The following is an 18,409-nucleotide window of genomic DNA, read 5'->3' as shown; positions in this document are numbered from 1 at the left end:
TCAGAGCCTCAGTTGGCGGAAGCCAACATGGTGGAGGTGACTTCGGAGATGGCCTCCTTGAGCATGGTTTCGGCTTCGGGGCTGAGGACCTTCTCGTCCTGAATCTTCTTGATGAACTCAGGCTTGTTGCTCTTCAGGTATTCCCGCAGTTCCCTGGAGAACTGAACCACTTGATCCACAGGGACGTCATCGATCAGACCTTTGACACCTGCATAAACGATGGCGACCTGTTCAGCCAGGATCAGCGGACTGAACTGAGGTTGTTTCAGCAGTTCACGCAGGCGCTTGCCGCGACCCAGCTGTTTCTGCGTTGCCGCATCAAGATCGGAAGCGAACTGAGAGAACGCAGCCAGTTCATCGAACTGAGCCAATTCCAGCTTCAAGGTGCCGGCGATTTTCTTGATGGCCTTGGTCTGGGCAGCGCCGCCGACCCGGCTCACTGAAATACCCACGTTGATGGCGGGACGCAGACCGGAGTTGAAGAGGTCGGAACTGAGGAACACCTGACCGTCGGTGATCGAAATCACGTTGGTGGGGATGTACGCGGACACGTCACCAGCCTGGGTCTCAATGATCGGCAGGGCCGTCATGGAACCTTTGCCCATGGCGTCGGACAACTTGGCTGCACGTTCAAGCAGACGACTGTGGCAGTAGAAGACATCACCGGGGTAGGCCTCACGTCCGGGCGGACGACGAAGCAGCAGAGACATCTGGCGGTAGGCCTGGGCCTGCTTGGAAAGGTCGTCGTAGATGACCAGGGTGGCCTTGCCCTTGTACATGAAGGCTTCTGCGATCGAAGCCCCGGTGTAAGGAGCGAGATACTGCAGAGCTGCGGGATCGGAGGCGTTGGCCGCAACGATCACGGTGTAATCCAGTGCTCCACGCTCACGCAGAACCTCGGTGACCTGGGCCACGGAAGCGGCTTTCTGACCGATGGCGACATAGACGCAAACCACATCCTGATCGGCCTGATTCAGGATGGTGTCGATCGCAATGGCTGACTTACCGGTCTGGCGGTCACCAATGATCAGCTCACGCTGGCCGCGACCGATGGGGATCATCGCGTCGATGGCGGTGATTCCAGTTTGCATCGGCTCGTGAACCGACTTGCGCTGAATAATGCCTGGAGCGGGGGACTCGATCAGACGGGTCTCGGTGGTGGCGAGATCACCCTTGCCGTCCAGAGGAACTCCAAGGGAATTGACGACCCGGCCGAGCAGGGCATCGCCAACGGGAACAGAAGCGATCTTCCCTGTTGCACGAACGGTGCTGCCCTCCTGAATTCCAAGGCCTTCACCCATCAGCACAGCGCCGACATTGTCATCCTCGAGATTGAGGGCGATGCCTTCGGTGCCGTCTTCGAATTCAACGAGTTCGCCAGCCATCACTTCCTGAAGGCCATAGACGCGGGCGATGCCATCACCCACCTGCAGGACAGAACCAACGTTGCTGACAGAAACAGACTTGTCGTAGTCCTCGATCTGCTGCTTGAGAATCGCGCTGATCTCGTCGGGACGGATGGAAACCATGGCTGGTAAACCCTTTGACGGGGGATAAGAGAAAAATCTGAAGGGTGAAGAAAAAAACGGTCAGCCCGCTTTGGCAAGCGAGAGACCGAGTCGTCTTACTTGGCCGGAAAGACTAGCGTCGATGACCTGGGAGCCCACATTGATCACGAAGCCACCAATCAGGCTGGGATCAATGGTGAGGTCGATTTCAACGGAACCGCTTCCCACCATGGACTGGACCTTGGCGGTGAGCGATGCTTTCTGAGAGTCGGACAGGGCCTGGGCCGAGCGCACATGGGCCAGCGATATCTTGCGGGATTCGCGGTAAAGCTCGAGATACCGACCCAGGACGGCATCAAAGGCAGTGAGTCGGTAGCGGTCGGCCAAAACCTTGAGCAGATTCAGCAATGAAGGCTGTATCTGCTGGCTCAGGAGCTGTTCGAGCGCTTTCTTCTTGGCCGTCGGCTCAAGCACCGGAGACGTCATGGCATCGCGCAGTGAATCACTGCTGTCCCAGAGAGCGATGAGCTCTTTGCACTGGGCAGCCACCTCTTCCGATTCATTGCGAGCATTGGTCACCTGCAGCAATGCTTCGGCGTAAGGGGTGGCCAGAGTATTAAGCAGGGGCATCAGGCGTCCTCCAGATTGTTGATGGAGGCATCGATGAGACGGGCTTGAGCCGCAGAATCGAGACGTCCGGGAAGATCAGCCATCACTTTGTTGATGGCTGCCAGGGCAGCTTCTCGGCGTAGCTGCTCGGTGAGACGTGCACCCTCAGCATTGAGGTCAGCAAGAGCATCCTGCTTCAGGGCAGCCATCGCCTCGATCGTGCGTTGCTCGCCATCTGCCCGGATGGCCTGTGCCCTGGCTTTGCCGTCGGCACGGATCTTCTCAGCCTTTTCTTTCGCGGAGTCGAGATCAGCCTGAGCCTTGCTCAGTTCTGTGGTGGCGGTTTTGAGACGGGCTTCCGCATCATTCAACTCCTTGAGAATCGATTCACGCCGCCGCTCAAGAATGCCGCCAAGCAATCCCTTGAGAAAATAGACAAGTAACCCGATGACAATGACCAGATTGATCAGGTTTGTCTCAAGAGGATTGAGGTTGATCGCGAAACCACCCTCTGCAGCAAGGAAATTGACAAAAGACATCATGAAACGGCCAGCAGACGTTGAATGATCTTTGTGCTGAACTCATCGACTTTGCCCATCAGCTGGGACTGAGCCTGCTCTCGCTGAGCCTCAATCTCACGGCGAGCCTTCTCTCGCGTGCGATTGGCGTCTGCCTCGGTGGTTGCGATCGCCTCGCGGTAAAGGTTGTCGACCTCCTGCTCAGCCTCGAGAATCGCTGCCTGAGCGGACTGGCGAGCTCCCTTGAGTTGTTCAGTGAGTTCAGCCTCTAGACGCTGAACTTGCTCAAGCTTCTGCTTGGCATCGGCAAGGCTTGTGGAGATGTAGCCCTCACGGTCCTCCACGACCTTGCCGACCGGACGGAAGAAGAGGGAATTGAGCAGGAAGGTCAGGAGAACCACCTGAACTGCCATTAACGGCAGGGTGGCATCGAGGTCGAAGAGACCTCCCTCCGGCACCGCTGCTTCAGCAAGCAGAAGCCAGGTCATGAAAGAGGAGCGCTGAGGAAAAGCTGTAGAAGAAAGGAATCACATCAGGGAGCTGCCATCGGCATGACGGCGCTCCCTGGAAATGGATCAACCGGCGAAGGGGTTGGCGAACAGAAGCACCAGAGCCACAACCAGGCCGTAGATCGTCAGCGACTCCATGAATGCCAGAGAGAGCAGCAGGGTGCCGCGGATCTTGCCTTCAGCTTCAGGCTGGCGGGCAATACCTTCAACAGCACCTTGGGAAGCGCTGCCCTGACCGATGCCAGGGCCGATAGCCGCAAGGCCAACAGCGAGGCCAGCAGCAACGACGGAAGCTGCGGAAGTGATGGAATCCATGTTGAGAGGGTTGGGGGGGGGTGCGCAGTAGCGCTGAGCAAATGAAGTGGGGATTGGTTCCCCCTGCGCAGGGACACTCTCTGTTGCAAGAGAGCGGGCCCGAGTCATGAGCGTCGGACCTACGCGCAGAAGTGTTTAGCAGATCGCCTTATCGGCGAGCATTTGTCACCTAATGGTGTTCGTGCAGGCCTTCACCGATGTAGAAGGCTGCAAGCGTTGCAAAGATCAGAGCTTGAATCGCGCTGGTGAAAAGTCCCAGCAGCATCACAGGCAGGGGAACGATTAAAGGGACCAGATAAACAAGAACTCCAACCGCAAGTTCATCAGCGAGAATGTTTCCGAAAAGACGGAATGACAGGGAAAGAGGTTTTGTGAATTCCTCAATGATCTTGAAGGGAAGCATGATCGGAGTCGGCTCTACATAGAGCTCGAAAAACCTCAGCCCCTTCTTGCTCAAACCCGCATAGAAATAGGCGAGAGAGACGAGCAGAGCCATTGCAACGGTGGTGTTGATGTCTGCCGTAGGAGCACCCAGTTCACCTTCAGGAAGTTCAAAAACTTTCCATGGGATCAGGGCACCACCCCAGTTGCTCACAAAAATGAACAGGAAGAGGGTTCCGATGAAGGGCAGCCACTCTCGATAATATTTTTCTCCGATCTGATCACGAGCGAGATCACGCAGATAGTCCCAGAGAAACTCGAGCAGGTTCTGCACACCCCTTGGGTCGCGATCCAGCTTGCGAGTCCCAACAAGGACGAGAGCAAGGAGTGCGCCGATCAGGATCCAGGAACTCAGAAAAACCTGGCCGTGCAGGTTGAGATTACCGATCTGCCAATACAGATGGTTCCCAACCTCCAGTTCAGCGAAAGGCAGTGTGTAAGGCAGCAAAGCCATTGAATGCAGAAGGGGATGCGCTAATTCAGCCGTCGATGACGGTCTGAAGGATCAAGGCGGGTTTATAGAGAAGGAAACCGATGAAAGCTGGAAGGATCTCGAGCTGGGGGAACTTGGCCGCTGCAACAACGAGCAGCACAGGCACAACCAGCTGAAAACGACCAACTTGACGGGAACCTCCGCCGAGCCGAGCCACACTGCGGGCGAGAAGACGCAGGTAAAGAACACCAGCGCATGAACCCACCAACAGGCTGCGGGCAACCATGACGTCGAAACCAACCAGCGCGATGAGGAACGCAACCAGTGAAACCGCCAGGGTGGCCAGCATCAGACGTTGTTGAAGCCTGGCGTAATCACCCATTCCAGAATCGATTGCAACGGAAGCCGCTGTTGATTCGGTGGAGTCGTTAGCCAGCAAACAATGCCTGAGGAAGCGCGCGGAATCTATCACGCGTTTTCTCACGCTCAGGTTCTGATGGCCTCCAGAAGCAGCAGCCGGCGCGACAGGAGACCTCTGGCGACGGAGGCGGTCTCCGGCCCGAATTCCAGCTCACCCAAACAGGTTTCTGGACGTTGTTCAACCGCTTCCAGCAGTGCCAGTTCGGATTCGGAGAGCGCTATCGGCTCAAGATCAGGGCCCAGAAGACTGGATGAAGGCCATCCCCACAGACAGGACTGTCGTCTGCCGAAGGCCTGGAGCAAAACAGCATCGTCTTCCCAGACGTTGGATCGCACGGATCGTTTTGCCACGAAGAACTCGAAATGACTGATCTCCGGATCGAGGTCTTCGACAAGCAGCCACTGTTCACGCTGTGGAAGCATTTCTGCTCGCTGAAGAAGTTCCCCTGCAAGCAGACGGTTCAGATCCCATACAGCGGGATTCGAGAAGCCGGCGAATTGCAGGCCGGCGGCATCGATCAAGCCGAACAGGCGACTGAGGTCATAACTGGTCTCCTGGGGGTGGAGATACATGTCAGCAAAATTTGCGTCCGCTGCGGTATCAATCAGCCAGCGTTGCTCATGGTTCTGACGCAAGCGGTTGCCCTCCGGCAGAACCTCGAACAGCTCTCGGCCGAGACGAAGACCTTCGGCGCCGCAACCAGCGCCCAAACGGGACAGCGCACGCTGGGTTCGATGAATCTCCCAGCGTCCTGCGTCGGCGTAGAGGAACAGGTGAATCAATCCTGTGTCTGCCAGAAGCGACTCCAGGGCCTTCAGGCCCTCAAGCGGCTCGCGCAGGTGATGCAGTACACCCACGGAATTGATGTAGTCGAAAGGTCCCTCGCCCTGAAGATCAAGAAGGCTGCGCTGCTCCTGGCGCAACCCCTTGACTTGATCCGCCGCACCTGATCTCCTCAGCCGTTCGCGAGCAAGCTCGAGCGCTCCGGCACTGATATCCACCGCGAGAACCTCCGCTCCCGGGTTGAGATGGCAGAGGTAATCAGTACTGACGCCTGTCCCACAACCTGCATCGAGAATTTTCGGGGAAGCGGTTTCATCGGCACTTGAGGGCACTGCGCCATGCACAGCTGCCAAAACGCTCTCCAGACACCAGCGCCAGTTGTAACCCGGAGGCGGTCCGTCCTGCAGTGGATCCCCGGGATATGGGAAACGGTCATAAAAATCACTCACAACAGGAGTGGCGGCATCCGAGGGCTGGGGGTTCATCGGGACGTCGATTTCCGATCTCATTATTTAGGTCTGGATCGTTTCAGGGCGGCCATCAGAAAAGGGCTGAAGGACAAACCCCTGCAAACATTTGTTCATGCCGGATCAGGAGCCCTTAGGACGAGCCGTAACGTGGCCGAATCCGGCTTGCTCCCGTTCATGACCGTGACCGCCAGCAGCGGCAGCCCAAGGGTTTCCCCCCAGCTGTTCGACACCCTGCCGCTCTCCAGCGTTCGTCAGGCGGAACAGCAGGACCGTTTTCCGGATGGGGGCGAACTCGACACGCTGATCACGTTCTTCCGCAGCGGCAATGACCGCCTGGAAGCGTCAAAGATCATTGCCGCCAATGCCGAAGCGATCGTGGCCCGCGCGGCCAACAGGATCTTCGTCGGAGGAACTCCGCTTTCGTTCCTCGAGGCGCCGCTCAGCACAGGCGAGGTGTCCAGAACCCAGGCCGTCGATGCCGCCCCGCTGGCCGCCGACCAGGCCGCCTTCGAGCAATCCGTGCGCACCTTCACGGGTGACAGCGGTGTCACCAAGCGCGGCAATTTCTTCACCCGGCTTTTCGATGTCGCAGGCGGCGATGCCGATGTACGTGTCGTTCTGCCCACCGGCTTCACCGCCATCAGCGTGGCCAAGTATGGCCCTGCTTTCATGCGCAAATCGGTGCGCGACCTGGGCTGGTTTCTCCGCTATGTGGGCTATGCCTTGGTGGCCGGAGACCCAAGCATTCTTGCGGTGAACACGCGCGGGCTGCGCGACATCCTTCTCAAAAACTGTTCTCTGAACGCCACCAACGTTGCGCTTCAGGAAATGCGAGGAGCCTGTGCAGAGCTGCTTCGAGAGAGCCCTGAGGCACGCCGACTCACCATCGACTGCTTCAACGTGCTCCTGAAGGAGCTGGCCATAGCCACACCCTCCACCAAACAGAAGCTCGGCAGCCCTGTCAGCCAAGGGCTTCAGCTTCCGGCGATCTACTCCCTTGCTGCGGAAACATCACAACGCTTTGAAATGCGCCCTGGCCTTTCGGGTGCGGAAAAATCCGAAGTGATCCGTGCGGCCTACAGACAGGTTTTTGAACGTGACATTGCCAAGGGCTATTCACAGAATCCCTGCCGCTCAGAAGCCAGTCAGCTGGTGCAGGGCAAGATTTCGATGCGGGAATTCATCCGCGCCTTGGGCAGAAGCAAGGAATACCGGAATCAGTTTTACGGACCTTTTGTCAACAGCAGGGTGGTGGAGCTGGCCTACCGCCATTTCCTCGGACGAGGCATCAGTTCTCTTGAGGAATTCCGCAAAGCTTTCTCAATCGTCAGCGATCAGGGCCTGAACGGTCTCGTTGATGTGATTGTGAACAGCAGTGAATACGCACAGACCTTCGGGGAGGAAACTGTTCCGTATCTGCGTGATCTGGGTGAAGAGGCTCAGGAGAGCGCTGGCTGGGGGTCCAACCGGCGACTGTTCCGCTTCAGCGCTCCGTTTGAGGGAGCACCTCAGTACGTCACGCTCTATGCCTCGTACCGGCAGCCACTTGCTGACCAGCATGTTTACGGGGGCGGCAATGATCCGGTCGGCAATCAGTACGGAGCGATCTTCCCTTCAGACACCGCTTCGGTGACGACGCGTCCTGCACCCTTCAGCTATGACACCCGCCGCCTGCTGGTGAGCAACGGCATGGCGCAACCGGGACAGATGGACAGTCCTCAGTTCCGGGGCAGTCGCCCGCGCAAGGTGGGACCAAGGGTGGTTCGACTCCAGCAGATCTCCACTGGCGGTTCGGCGCTTCCACGCCGCGGCGGCCAGCCGAGTGTTCGCAACACCGAATCCTCCACCCAGGCGGTGATCAAAGCCGTGTACATCCAGGTGCTTGGCAATTCCGGCTACGACGGTGAACGCCTTAACTCCCAGGAAGCCCGTCTGGAAAACGGAGACATCAGCCTCCGTGACTTCATTCGAAGCGTGGCTCGCTCGGATGCCTTCCGTCGTCGCTACTGGGAAGGCCTTTACATCGCCAAGTCGATCGAAGTCATGCACCGTCGACTTCTGGGCAGACCCACCTTCGGTCGCTGGGAGATCGATGCTCTCTTCGACACCGCAGCTCGCCGTGGGTTTTACGGTTTGGTCGATGCCTTGATCGACAGCAAGGACTACAAAGACTGCTTCGGTGAAGACACCGTTCCCTATGAACGCTTCATTACTCCCAAGGACCTGACCACGCGCCGTGCTCCGGGATTACGCAGGGCATTGGATCCCTCGATCGGGTCCAGAGTCGATGTGTCAATGACACCTCGGCCCGAAGCGATCCGTCGGGAAGCATTCCGCTCCACAGGCGACGTCACCAAGAGAAATATCTCAGACAAGAATCAGCCGAGCCGCTTCGCCGGCAAGTGGACAGCAGACATCAGCGGCTTCACGCCCCCGGAACAGCTGGCAGCTTTCATGCTCCAGCGCACATCGGGCAATGCGGCATCCAGGAACCAGTTCTCAACTGCATCGTTCTCCAAGCGTGCAACAACTGGCCTTCAGGCTGCTCTTCCTCTGGGCGATGCCAGTGGCTACAGAAAACGTGGGGGCCTCCCCACACAGGCGTCACTTGCAAAGGTGTCCAGCGAATCGGAACTGAGGGAGATTCTTGATGCCACCTACCGACAACTGTTGAACCGCGTACCCCTGGAGACTGAGCGCCTCACCACAGCGGAATCACTGCTCAGAGATGGCCAGATTGATCTCGATGGCTTCGTTGAGTCGGTTGCTATGAGCGAGCCATTCCAGGATCGACTCTCACGGATGGCACCACTGCGGGCTGCTACAGCGGCAAGCATTGCAATCCTCGGCAGGGCCTCAACTCCTTCGGAAACAAGTCGCTTCCTTCAGGTGAGGGCGGCCTCAGGACAGCCCACCGCTGTTCGTAATCTGCTGGAACTCCGCGCTGAGATCGGTTCTGAACCCTCTGATGTGCCAGGGCTGAGCACTCTGAGCTCCCGCAGTGGAGTGCCACAGTCCACGATCACTCGAACGGCCAGCCTCTACGGCGGCAATGCCGGCCTGACCCCACGACCTGACGAAGCCCTCTGAGCGTTCCATTCAGAAGGTGGAATTGAAGCCTTATTGCATGGCTTTACGGCATTGATTAATTCTTGATACGGAGATATCAAAGCCTCTGTTTTTTGCTGATTTTTTTATAAACAAACAGACCTACAAAATCAGCAAGAAGCTCAAATTCAGCCGCTTACACTGGCAATGAAGATCTGTTACCGGCGCACATCCTCTCCCTTCTGCTGCCTGAGAATTAAAGAGGTTTAACGGCTCCTGGCCCTGCGAGGAGCACGAATTCCATAACGGAAGATCAACAGATACAACATCTGAAGGCCTTCCGACTCGGATCTCCGCGATCCGAGGTCCCGCGGCCCTTAAGCTGCATTCCGATCTCAATCGAGATCACCACACCACTCACCGGATATCGGCCTCCTACGGGCGGCTGCTTGCTTCGAGGTAGAACTGCATGAGCATCGTCTCCAACTCGATCATCAACGCGGACGCCGAAGCCCGCTATCTGAGTCCAGGGGAACTGGACCAGATCAAGGCGTTCGTCAGCGGAGGCCAGCGTCGCCTGCGAGTCGCTCAGGTTCTCAGCGAGAGCCGTGAGCGCATCGTCAAGACTGCAGGCGGTCAGCTTTTTCAGAAGCGTCCTGACGTCATTTCTCCTGGCGGCAATGCCTACGGAGAAGCCATGACGGCAACATGTTTGAGGGACATGGATTATTACCTTCGTCTAGTCACCTACGGCGTCGTCGCCGGCGATGTGACTCCGATAGAGGAGATCGGCGTGATCGGAGCCCGCGAGCTCTACAGATCCCTCGGCACCCCCCTCGAGGCCATGGCAGAAGCCGTTCGTGAGATGAAAACCGTCGCCATGGGCATCCTCAGTGGTGCTGATGCCGAGGAAGCCGGCTTCTACTTCGACTACGTGGTGGGCGCTCTCGCCTGATCACCGGAACCAACGCCCCTTCACGTCACTCCTGAGTCCATGCAAGACGCGATCACCAACGTCATCAACAAGTCCGACGTCCAAGGTCTCTACCTGGATACGGCATCCATGACCAACCTTGAGAGCTACTTCGCCAGTGGTGAACTGCGCGTGAAGGCTGCCGCAACGATCAGTGCGAATGCTTCCGCCATCATCCGAGATGCTGTCGCCAAGGCTCTGCTGTATTCGGACATCACCCGTCCCGGCGGCAACATGTACACCACCCGTCGCTATGCAGCCTGCATCCGCGATCTGGATTACTACCTGCGCTACTCCACCTACGCGATGCTCGCCGGCGACACCTCCATCCTCGATGAGCGCGTGTTGAACGGCCTTAAGGAGACCTACAACTCCCTGGGCGTGCCTATCGGTGCAACAGTGCAGGCCATTCAGGCCATGAAGGAAGTCACCGCCTCCCTTGTCGGCTCTGATGCAGGCAAGGAAATGGGTGTGTACTTCGACTACATCTGTTCCGGTCTCGGCAACTGAGACCCATGCGGTTGTTCAAAGTCACCGCCTGCATTCCCAGCCCTGAAAAGGTTCGGACGCAGAGAGAATTACAGAACACCTTCTTCACCAAGTGGGTCCCCTACGACAGCTGGTTTGCTGAACAACAGCGCATCCAGAAGCAGGGAGGACGAATCATCAAAGTGGAGCTCTGCACCGGCAATCAACAGGTCAACGTCGGCAACTGAACTGAGTGAACTGACCCAAGTGAATTCAATGGTGAGCAAGACCCGGCCTCTGGTCGGGTTTTTTATTGAGCTCCCTTGGCAAACCGTCGAGAGGACGGCTCAATACATGCAACATCTCCGATCGTTTTGAGCAGCCCCACTGTGATCTCCAAAAGGAGTCGATCCTCACCTCAGGGCAGTGCTCGCGAACGACACAAGGCCGCTTCAGTGCCCAAGCCCTTGTGGCAGCGTTATCTGCCTCTCGACTGGTCACTCTGGCCAGCGGAGGCGCGCCTGCTGCTGACACTCACGGCCATCTGGAGCCTGGCTGGTCTGTTGGTGCTCGCATCAGCCAGCTGGTGGGTGGCGGCCCGTGAACAGGGAGAAGGGGCTTATTACGTCAAGAGACAGCTGGTTTGGATGGCAGCCAGCTGGAGCCTGATGTCCTTCACTGCCTCAATCAATCTGCGCCGCTGGCTCAAGCTGGCAGGGCCAGCGCTCTGGATCGGCTGCCTGTTGATTGCAGCGACCCTGGTGATGGGAACCACTGTGAACGGGGCCAGCCGCTGGCTGGTGATCGGGCCGATTCAGATTCAGCCTTCCGAACTCGTGAAACCATTCGTGGTGCTGCAAGCTGCGACTCTCTTCGCTCACTGGAAACGGACAGGCCTGGATCAGAAGCTGCTGTGGCTGAGCAGTTTCGGAGTTCTGGTGCTGCTCATTCTCAAGCAGCCCAACCTCAGCACCGCGGCACTCACCGGCCTTCTCATCTGGCTCATGGCCTTTTCCGCCGGACTGCCCCTCTTTCAGCTGTTCGGCACGGCGATCGGAGGCGCATTGCTGGGCACAGCAAGCATCCTGATCAATGAATATCAACGGTTGCGGGTGATCTCCTTTCTGAATCCCTGGAAGGATCCTCAGGGTAATGGATATCAACTGATTCAAAGCCTGCTGGCAATCGGCTCGGGTGGTGTGTTCGGCCAGGGTTTCGGCCTCTCAACCCAGAAACTCCAATACCTGCCGATTCAGAGCACCGACTTCATCTTCGCGGTCTATGCCGAGGAATTCGGACTGGTGGGCTCCCTGCTGCTGCTGCTGTTTCTGATGTTGATCGGCTATCTGGGGCTGCGTGTTGCGCTTCGCTGCCGAAACAATCAGGCCAGGCTCGTCGCGATTGGTTGTTCGGCGCTCCTGGTGGGGCAATCCGTGATGAATGTGGCTGTGGCCTCCGGGGCAATGCCAACCACAGGTCTGCCCTTGCCGTTGGTCAGCTACGGGGGCAACTCATTGCTGTCAAGTTTGATGATCGTTGGACTCCTGATCCGCTGCTCCCTCGAATCCACGGGTTTGATCGGTGGACGTGGGCAGGGGCAACGACCGGCGGTTGATCGACGCCGGCAACGTTCTGATCGATAGGCTGAATTCCGATTTCTCATTGATCGGCTTCACCATCGCCTTCCTTGACCTGGCACTGTCCGATCTGGCCCGAAGCGGTGAAGACCTGCTGAACCATGCACTCCAGCAGCCTGGTCCACTCAGCCTGGGAGCCGTGCTGGTGGTTGGAGCCCTGACCAGTCTCGGCCCCTGCTCACTCTCTCTGCTGCCGGTGACGCTGGCCTATCTCGCCGGTTTCGAGAGCGAGCAACCGCCTTGGCAGCGCAGCATTGCCTTCTGCGGGGGCATTGTCGGGGCCCTGGTGGTGCTGGGCAGCCTGAGCGGACTGCTCGGAGGTATCTACGGTCAGGTGCCAGGACTAATCCCAACCCTGGTGGCTCTGCTTGCAGTGGTCATGGGACTCAACCTTCTTGGAGTGGTGCGACTGCCACTTCCGAGCGGCCCAGACCCCGACGCATGGAGCCGAAAAGTGCCCGCACCTCTTGCGCCTATCGCAGCTGGTCTTGCGTTCGGCCTCGCGGCCTCTCCCTGCACCACCCCTGTGCTGGCCGTTCTGCTGGGCTGGATCGCCAGCAGCGGCAATGCGCTAACAGGCCTTCTCTTTCTGAGCTGCTTCGGAATCGGCCAGGTCCTGCCGTTGCTGCTTGCGGGAAGCATGGCCGCGTCACTTCCCAAACTGATGGCGATGCGCTCGATCAGCCGCTGGATCCCGAGCATCAGTGGCGTCGTGCTGCTCACGATCGGCACCCTCACCCTGCTGTCGAGGCTTGTCTGAGCATGCGTTTTTTGAAACGAATGCTGGCCTTGATCTCAAGCCTGCGGCTGGCCATTCTGCTGCTGCTGCTCATCGCTCTGGCCAGTGCGGTGGGCACGATCATTCCCCAGCAGGAAGACCCTGAGCTCTATCTGGAACGGTTCAATACAGATCCATGGCTGGGGCTGATCAACGGAGACCTGATGCTGCAGTTGCAGCTCAATCACGTCTATTCGAGCGTGTGGTTTCTTTCGCTGCTGGCCCTGCTGGGGCTGGCACTCACGCTGTGCAGCTGGAGGCGTCAGTGGCCCACCCTGAAGGCGGCACTGCGCTGGACCGACTACTCCCGTCCCCGTCAACTGAGCAAACTGGCTCTTGCCGAGACCATCTCCTGCACTGACAGTGGTGCCGCGCTGAACGGACTGGCCTCCGAGCTCAGAGGGCAGGGCTGGAACGTCAGAGAGCAGACCGGACGACTTGCGGCCCGAAGGGGTGTTGTCGGGCGTGTGGGGCCTCTGCTGGTTCACACGGGCCTGGTGATGCTCCTGATCGGAGCGGCCTGGGGTGCCCTGGCGGGACAACGTCTCGAGCGATTTCTCGCACCTGGACGCTCGCTGGACCTGCTCAGTCCTTCAGGGGAGAACAGACTCAGCCTCACCCTGCAGGATTTCGCCATTGAGAGGGATCCTGCTGGTCGGCCGGAACAGTTCAGTTCCACCCTGCTGCTGACCCCCCAGGGAAACCCTGAGGAACAACGCAACATCAGCGTGAACCATCCTTTGCGCTACCAGGGCATCACCGTGTATCAGGCGGACTGGTCACTGGCGACCATCACCGTGCAGATCGGCCGAAGCCCCCTGCTTCAACTACCGCTGAGCACCTTCCCTGAGCTCGGAGATCAGATCTGGGGACTGGTGCTGCCAACGCGACCGGACGGGAGTGAACCGGTGTTCCTCAGCACCAGCAGCGAACAGGGACCGGTGCAGGTGTTTGATGCAGACGGAAATCTGCTCACCAACCTCAGGCCCGGAGGAGACGGTGCTGAGATTCAGGGACTGCCACTGAGAGTGGTCGAGATCATGCCGGCCAGCGGATTGCTGCTCAAGCGGGATCCAGGCGTTCCACTGGTTTATGCAGGCTTTGCGATCACGCTTCTCGGAGGTGGACTGAGCATGGTGGCCACGCGTCAGATCTGGGCGGTAGCTGAAACACAACAGGCCAAACTGCATGTTGGTGGGCTGTGCAACCGAAACCTCGCAGGCTTCGCAACGGAGCTACCCCAGCTGATCAACAGGGTTGACGCTCTCCATGGCTGACGCGCACCACGGTGTGCACGTTTCCACGGGGATAGAAATCCGCCTCCAGCTGCATCCAGACCGGATCACAGGCCTCGACTAGATCATCAAGGATGCGGTTGGCAACCTCCTCATGGGAGATGGTCCTATTCCTGAAGCTGTTCACGTAGAGCTTGATGGCCTTCAGCTCAACAACACGCGGTCCGGGTTGATAAAGAAGTCGCAGCACAGCGAAATCCGGATACCCGGAGAACGGGCAGAGGCAGGTGAATTCAGGAAGCTCAATGGAGACCTCATAAGCGCGGCCCTCGCGAGGGTTGTCAAAACAAATCAGCTCGGCATCAGCAATGGCCCGCTCGCCATAGAGAGGGGTGCGGGTCGTCTCTGCGGGTGATGCACTCATGGGCGGGAAGCCAGACAACGGTATGTGAAGACACTAAAACCCGACCCCACGGCCACCATCGCTTAGGAACACTCGAGAAACCAGGAATTTCTGGACCGATTTAGCTCAAACTGTTCACCGTGAACAACATTAATGCGGTAGTAATGCATTGAGAGACAAACCGTTGGGCTCGGGACCGCTCCAGCAGTCTCTTCCAGCCGGAAGTAGCCACCCGCACGGCGAAGCAACGCTCTCTCCCACGAAGCGATCCCGATCAACGATCGGAGCACACACCATCCCTTCGAGGCCACTCACATGACCAGAACACAGCGCACCTACCGGGGCATCCCCTACGACCCGGCAAAGCATGAACGCCTGAGCCAGGCCAAGGTCGACCACACCTATCGCGGCCAGCACTACGAAGCCCCTCTGAGCCACGCAGCTGCAGCGGAAACGACTGTGGAACTCCACTACCGAGGCAGCATCTATCAGCACCGCTGCGCGCAGGCCAGAAATCTCGTCAACTCCTGATTCGGTATCAACGCGTACATCCGCAAAGGGACTGACGAGCCGTAATGGGTTGGTCACTGAGTCTTCTTCATGGATCTCCGCTTGCTCGCTGAAGGCACCTCCTTCCGGTTGGTACCTGCCAGCGTTCATGGAATCCTCTGGCTTCAGACCCATTTCGAATCTGAGCACTGGGAGCTTCTCGCAGAAGGTCACGTGATCGTGAGCCGCACAGATGCTGAGACGCTCATGGCGGACGCTTCCCTGGCAGGCCTCCTTCTAAATCCGCTGCCTTCCCTCTCTTCAACACAACACGCCTGAGCTCTTAGCTTTTCCAAAGCCGGATAACAGCCATGAAAAAAGTCGAAGCGATCATCCGTCCTTTCAAGCTTGAAGACGTCAAACTTGCTCTGGTCAATGCTGGGATCGTCGGCATGACCGTGAGCGAGGTTCGTGGTTTCGGTCGTCAGAAAGGTCAGGTGGAGCGTTACCGCGGTTCTGAGTTCACCGTTGAATTTCTTCAGAAGCTCAAGATTGAAGTGGTGATCGACGATGGGCGTGTTGACACTGTGGTCAATGCCATCGCCGAAGCGGCAAAAACCGGTGAGATCGGTGACGGCAAGATCTTCATTTCTCCCGTTGACACTGTGGTTCGCATACGCACAGGCGATCGCGACAGTTCTGCACTCTGAGTCCACCAGAACGGCTTTGGATCAGGTGCTCAGAGTGTCTGACACAACGCTGTTGATCACACTGTGGTTGAAGTCCCGATCCTCCTGTGAGGTCAGCCAGAGGAGATATTCATGGTTTCCGGCAGGGCCGGTGAGTGGTGAAGCCACCAGGCCTCTGGCTTTCCATCCGATCGGGTTGGCGGCTTCGATCACGGCGATGATGGCGTCCACGTGCGCAGCGGGGTCACGCACAACACCACCTTTGCCGACTCTCTGACGCCCCACCTCGAACTGGGGCTTCACCAGCACGATGGCTTCGCAGTGATCAGCATCTGGACCTTCGTTGCTCATCAGACCCCGCAGGGCCGGCAATACAAGCCGCAGAGAGATGAACGAAACATCCGCCACAGCCAGCGTCGGACGTTGTTCATGCTCACCGTAGAGGTCTTCAGCCGTCAGACGTCTCAGGTTGGTGCGTTCCCGCAGGACCACCCGCTTATCAGTACGAAGACTCCATGCAGTCTGGCCATACCCGACATCAATGCCGTAAACCCTGCTGGCACCGTGTTGCAGCAGGCAATCGGTGAACCCACCGGTCGAAATTCCGCCATCGAGGCAGACCCGTCCACGCACCTCAACCGGGAAGATCTTCAAGGCACCCAGGAGCTTGTCTCCACCTCTTGAAACGAATCGCGGCGGTTGCTCAACCTCAAGGGGAGCATCTTCCGGCACCTCCAGTCCAGGCTTCTCGAGGCGCTGTCCATGGGCGTCGCGCACCTTGCCGGCACGGATCAAACGCTGGGCCTGCTGACGGGAAGAGGCCAGGCCCAAAGTGAGCAGATGCAGATCCAGACGGCGTTTGCGAGCCATTTCTTCATAAAAGCAGAGTCGAAATCCGAACAAACTTGCATGGTTCGCCCCTGAGAGCTGACAACTCCTTGAGGATCGTTCCGAGCCGCACAACGGTCATGTCCGCCAAGCAGCACCCACGCCACCGCCCAAAGCCTCGCAATGTGGTGGAACTTCTGCACCCCGGCACCTTCGTCACCATCGAGAACCACCCCAGCGATCTCCCACCTTTCCAGGTGATCGAATGCAGGGGAGGTCTCTGCACGGTGAGACAACAGGCCTGGGGACTGCACGTGCAATGGGAGGTTGAGCATCGCCGTCTGCGCTCTGCCTGAGCTCGCTGAGATGAACCAGCGTCACCGTATGGTCAGGGATTGACCGTTTGTCTGCGATCCCTTGATCGAGCGCTACACCTTGCCCGAAATGGGCACGATCTGGACCGACCAGGCCAAGTATCAGAGCTGGCTTGACGTTGAAGTGGCGGCCTGCGAGGCCAACTGCAGCCTGGGACGCGTTCCAAAGGAAGCCATGGAGGACATCCGCAGCAAGGCGGCTTTTGAGCCAGGGCGGATCCTTGAGATCGAAGCGGAAGTGCGTCACGACGTGATCGCTTTCTTGACCAACGTCAACGAGCACGTCGGAGCCTCGGGTCGCTACATCCACGTGGGAATGACCAGCAGCGATGTGCTGGACACAGGTCTGGCCTTGCAGCTCAAAGCATCCGTCGTACTGCTGAGGAAGGAACTCAGCGCCCTCGACGCCGCCATCGCCAAACTGGCGGCGGAGCACAAATCCACCGTGATGATCGGTCGCTCCCACGCCATTCATGGTGAACCGATCACGTTTGGATTCAAGCTGGCCGGCTGGCTGGCCGAAACCCGTCGCAATGACGAGCGCCTCGAACGGTTGGAACGGGATGTGGCCGTGGGTCAGGTCAGTGGAGCCATGGGCACCTACGCCAACACCGACCCTGAGGTGGAACGGCTCACCTGCGAACGACTCGGACTGACAGCCGACACCGCAAGCACTCAGGTGATTTCTCGCGATCGGCACGCGGATTACGTGCAGACTCTGGCGCTGGTTGGTGCCTCACTGGACCGCTTCTCCACTGAAATCCGCAACCTGCAACGCACTGATGTGCTCGAGGTGGAAGAAAGCTTTGCCAAGGGTCAGAAAGGCAGCTCGGCCATGCCGCACAAGCGCAACCCGATCCGCAGTGAACGCATCAGCGGCCTGGCCAGGGTTCTGCGCAGCTATGTCGTCGCTGCCCTGGAAAATGTGGCGCTCTGGCATGAGCGAGACATCAGCCACAGCTCAACCGAGCGGATGATGCTCCCCGACTGTTCGGTGACACTGCATTTCATGCTGCGGGAGATGACAGCTGTGGTGGCAGGTCTTGGGGTCTACCCGGGAAACATGCTCCGCAACATGAACGTGTACGGCGGTGTGGTGTTCAGCCAGCGGGTGTTGCTCGCTCTGGTGGATGCGGGAATGAGCAGGGAAGACGCTTATCGGATGGTGCAGCGCAACGCCCACAGCGCCTGGAACAACGACGGGGGGGATTTCCGCAGCAATCTTGAAGCGGACCCGGAAGTCACGGCCAGGCTCGACACTCAGCAACTGAACGATTGCTTCAGTACCGATCTTCACCAGGCGAACCTGGGGGTGATCTGGGACCGCCTGGGACTCTGAGACCTGGCCTGAACCATGTTCTGGACCCCCTATGCAGACTGGATTTACGTGGTCGTCAGCGTCAGCGGCATGTTGCTGATCATTGTCCTCGTGCTGCGGCCCGGAGCGGGTCCAGACCCGTAACGCACTCATCTGCCCTGC

The 18,409-nt window shown here is 58.4% G+C and carries 23 protein-coding genes; 13 read left to right on the top strand and 10 right to left on the bottom strand.

From position 1 onward, the window contains the following. Positions 1–8: 8 nt before the first annotated feature. The 8 genes from atpA to SIB83_RS10150 form a co-directional block, all read right to left on the bottom strand. Positions 9–1,529 (bottom strand): F0F1 ATP synthase subunit alpha, encoded by a 1,521-nt coding sequence (gene atpA / locus SIB83_RS10185; RefSeq protein ID WP_413405572.1) that lies wholly within the window; start codon positions 1,527–1,529, stop codon positions 9–11. A gap of 60 nt (positions 1,530–1,589) precedes the next feature. After that, positions 1,590–2,138 (bottom strand): ATP synthase F1 subunit delta, encoded by a 549-nt coding sequence (gene atpH / locus SIB83_RS10180; protein ID WP_413745739.1) that lies wholly within the window; start codon positions 2,136–2,138, stop codon positions 1,590–1,592. Beyond that, entirely contained in the window at positions 2,138–2,659 is a 522-nt protein-coding gene (locus SIB83_RS10175) for a F0F1 ATP synthase subunit B (RefSeq protein ID WP_413745738.1), read from the bottom strand. Before SIB83_RS10175 ends, atpH begins: the two co-directional genes overlap by 1 nt. Beyond that, complete coding sequence (locus SIB83_RS10170; protein ID WP_413405566.1) at positions 2,656–3,123, bottom strand: F0F1 ATP synthase subunit B'; 468 nt, start codon at positions 3,121–3,123, stop codon at positions 2,656–2,658. Before SIB83_RS10170 ends, SIB83_RS10175 begins: the two co-directional genes overlap by 4 nt. Before the next feature lie 87 nt (positions 3,124–3,210). Continuing rightward, positions 3,211–3,459, bottom strand: a complete 249-nt coding sequence (gene atpE, locus SIB83_RS10165) for an ATP synthase F0 subunit C (protein ID WP_007098848.1) — start codon at positions 3,457–3,459, stop codon at positions 3,211–3,213. 169 nt (positions 3,460–3,628) lie between these two features. Further along, the gene (atpB, locus tag SIB83_RS10160; protein ID WP_413405564.1) at positions 3,629–4,354 is read right to left on the bottom strand and encodes an ATP synthase subunit a; all 726 of its coding nucleotides are present in this window, start codon (positions 4,352–4,354) and stop codon (positions 3,629–3,631) included. A gap of 25 nt (positions 4,355–4,379) precedes the next feature. Beyond that, entirely contained in the window at positions 4,380–4,715 is a 336-nt protein-coding gene (locus SIB83_RS10155) for a hypothetical protein (RefSeq protein WP_413406294.1), read from the bottom strand. 104 nt (positions 4,716–4,819) lie between these two features. After that, the gene (locus SIB83_RS10150; RefSeq protein WP_413745737.1) at positions 4,820–6,022 is read right to left on the bottom strand and encodes a class I SAM-dependent methyltransferase; all 1,203 of its coding nucleotides are present in this window, start codon (positions 6,020–6,022) and stop codon (positions 4,820–4,822) included. A 159-nt stretch (positions 6,023–6,181) separates the two neighbouring features. Between SIB83_RS10150 and SIB83_RS10145 the strand changes: the two genes are divergently transcribed. The 7 genes from SIB83_RS10145 (at position 6,182) to SIB83_RS10115 (ending at position 14,188) form a co-directional block, all read left to right on the top strand. Continuing rightward, positions 6,182–9,097 carry a phycobilisome rod-core linker polypeptide gene (locus tag SIB83_RS10145; protein WP_413747355.1) on the top strand — a complete coding sequence of 972 codons (2,916 nt, stop codon included), beginning with the start codon at positions 6,182–6,184 and terminating at the stop codon, positions 9,095–9,097. Positions 9,098–9,524: 427 nt separating this feature from the next. Then, a complete protein-coding gene (locus tag SIB83_RS10140) occupies positions 9,525–10,010 on the top strand; it encodes an allophycocyanin (RefSeq protein ID WP_067095786.1) in 486 nt (161 codons plus the stop codon). Positions 10,011–10,049: 39 nt separating this feature from the next. Then, complete coding sequence (gene apcB / locus SIB83_RS10135; RefSeq protein ID WP_413405558.1) at positions 10,050–10,538, top strand: allophycocyanin subunit beta; 489 nt, start codon at positions 10,050–10,052, stop codon at positions 10,536–10,538. 5 nt (positions 10,539–10,543) lie between these two features. Continuing rightward, positions 10,544–10,744, top strand: coding sequence for a phycobilisome linker polypeptide (locus SIB83_RS10130; protein ID WP_413745736.1), 201 nt, complete (start codon positions 10,544–10,546; stop codon positions 10,742–10,744). A 144-nt stretch (positions 10,745–10,888) separates the two neighbouring features. Further along, positions 10,889–12,139 carry an FtsW/RodA/SpoVE family cell cycle protein gene (locus tag SIB83_RS10125; protein ID WP_413747354.1) on the top strand — a complete coding sequence of 417 codons (1,251 nt, stop codon included), beginning with the start codon at positions 10,889–10,891 and terminating at the stop codon, positions 12,137–12,139. A gap of 85 nt (positions 12,140–12,224) precedes the next feature. Beyond that, the gene (locus SIB83_RS10120; protein WP_413406290.1) at positions 12,225–12,893 is read left to right on the top strand and encodes a cytochrome c biogenesis CcdA family protein; all 669 of its coding nucleotides are present in this window, start codon (positions 12,225–12,227) and stop codon (positions 12,891–12,893) included. 2 nt (positions 12,894–12,895) lie between these two features. Beyond that, positions 12,896–14,188, top strand: coding sequence for a cytochrome c biogenesis protein ResB (locus SIB83_RS10115; protein WP_413405554.1), 1,293 nt, complete (start codon positions 12,896–12,898; stop codon positions 14,186–14,188). Here the strand turns inward: SIB83_RS10115 and queF are convergent. Next, positions 14,160–14,570 carry an NADPH-dependent 7-cyano-7-deazaguanine reductase gene (gene queF / locus SIB83_RS10110; protein ID WP_413405552.1) on the bottom strand — a complete coding sequence of 137 codons (411 nt, stop codon included), beginning with the start codon at positions 14,568–14,570 and terminating at the stop codon, positions 14,160–14,162. The two genes, SIB83_RS10115 and queF, sit on opposite strands and share 29 nt — an antisense overlap. A gap of 294 nt (positions 14,571–14,864) precedes the next feature. On the opposite strand from queF, the gene SIB83_RS10105 reads away from it, so the two are divergent. The 3 genes from SIB83_RS10105 (at position 14,865) to SIB83_RS10095 (ending at position 15,748) form a co-directional block, all read left to right on the top strand. Continuing rightward, positions 14,865–15,080 carry a DUF4278 domain-containing protein gene (locus SIB83_RS10105; protein ID WP_413745735.1) on the top strand — a complete coding sequence of 72 codons (216 nt, stop codon included), beginning with the start codon at positions 14,865–14,867 and terminating at the stop codon, positions 15,078–15,080. A gap of 69 nt (positions 15,081–15,149) precedes the next feature. Next, positions 15,150–15,377 carry a hypothetical protein gene (locus SIB83_RS10100; protein ID WP_413405548.1) on the top strand — a complete coding sequence of 76 codons (228 nt, stop codon included), beginning with the start codon at positions 15,150–15,152 and terminating at the stop codon, positions 15,375–15,377. A 32-nt stretch (positions 15,378–15,409) separates the two neighbouring features. Further along, positions 15,410–15,748 carry a P-II family nitrogen regulator gene (locus SIB83_RS10095; protein ID WP_413323596.1) on the top strand — a complete coding sequence of 113 codons (339 nt, stop codon included), beginning with the start codon at positions 15,410–15,412 and terminating at the stop codon, positions 15,746–15,748. A 21-nt stretch (positions 15,749–15,769) separates the two neighbouring features. On the opposite strand, the gene SIB83_RS10090 is transcribed toward SIB83_RS10095, so the two are convergent. Then, entirely contained in the window at positions 15,770–16,597 is an 828-nt protein-coding gene (locus SIB83_RS10090) for a TlyA family RNA methyltransferase (RefSeq protein ID WP_413745734.1), read from the bottom strand. A gap of 98 nt (positions 16,598–16,695) precedes the next feature. On the opposite strand from SIB83_RS10090, the gene SIB83_RS10085 reads away from it, so the two are divergent. The 3 genes from SIB83_RS10085 to SIB83_RS10075 all read left to right on the top strand — a co-directional run bounded on the left by SIB83_RS10085 (position 16,696) and on the right by SIB83_RS10075 (position 18,391). Next, positions 16,696–16,911, top strand: coding sequence for a hypothetical protein (locus SIB83_RS10085; protein ID WP_413405544.1), 216 nt, complete (start codon positions 16,696–16,698; stop codon positions 16,909–16,911). 61 nt (positions 16,912–16,972) lie between these two features. Beyond that, complete coding sequence (purB, locus tag SIB83_RS10080; RefSeq protein WP_413745733.1) at positions 16,973–18,268, top strand: adenylosuccinate lyase; 1,296 nt, start codon at positions 16,973–16,975, stop codon at positions 18,266–18,268. Between the two features lie 15 nt (positions 18,269–18,283). Beyond that, positions 18,284–18,391 (top strand): adenylosuccinate lyase, encoded by a 108-nt coding sequence (locus SIB83_RS10075; protein ID WP_413405541.1) that lies wholly within the window; start codon positions 18,284–18,286, stop codon positions 18,389–18,391. The last annotated feature ends 18 nt before the right edge of the window (positions 18,392–18,409 follow it).

Source organism: Synechococcus sp. MIT S9507 (genome assembly GCF_047304715.1).
Classification (GTDB): domain Bacteria; phylum Cyanobacteriota; class Cyanobacteriia; order PCC-6307; family Cyanobiaceae; genus Synechococcus_C.
Note: the sequence above shows the minus strand (reverse complement) of the source record. Positions and strands in the feature narration are given on the sequence as shown.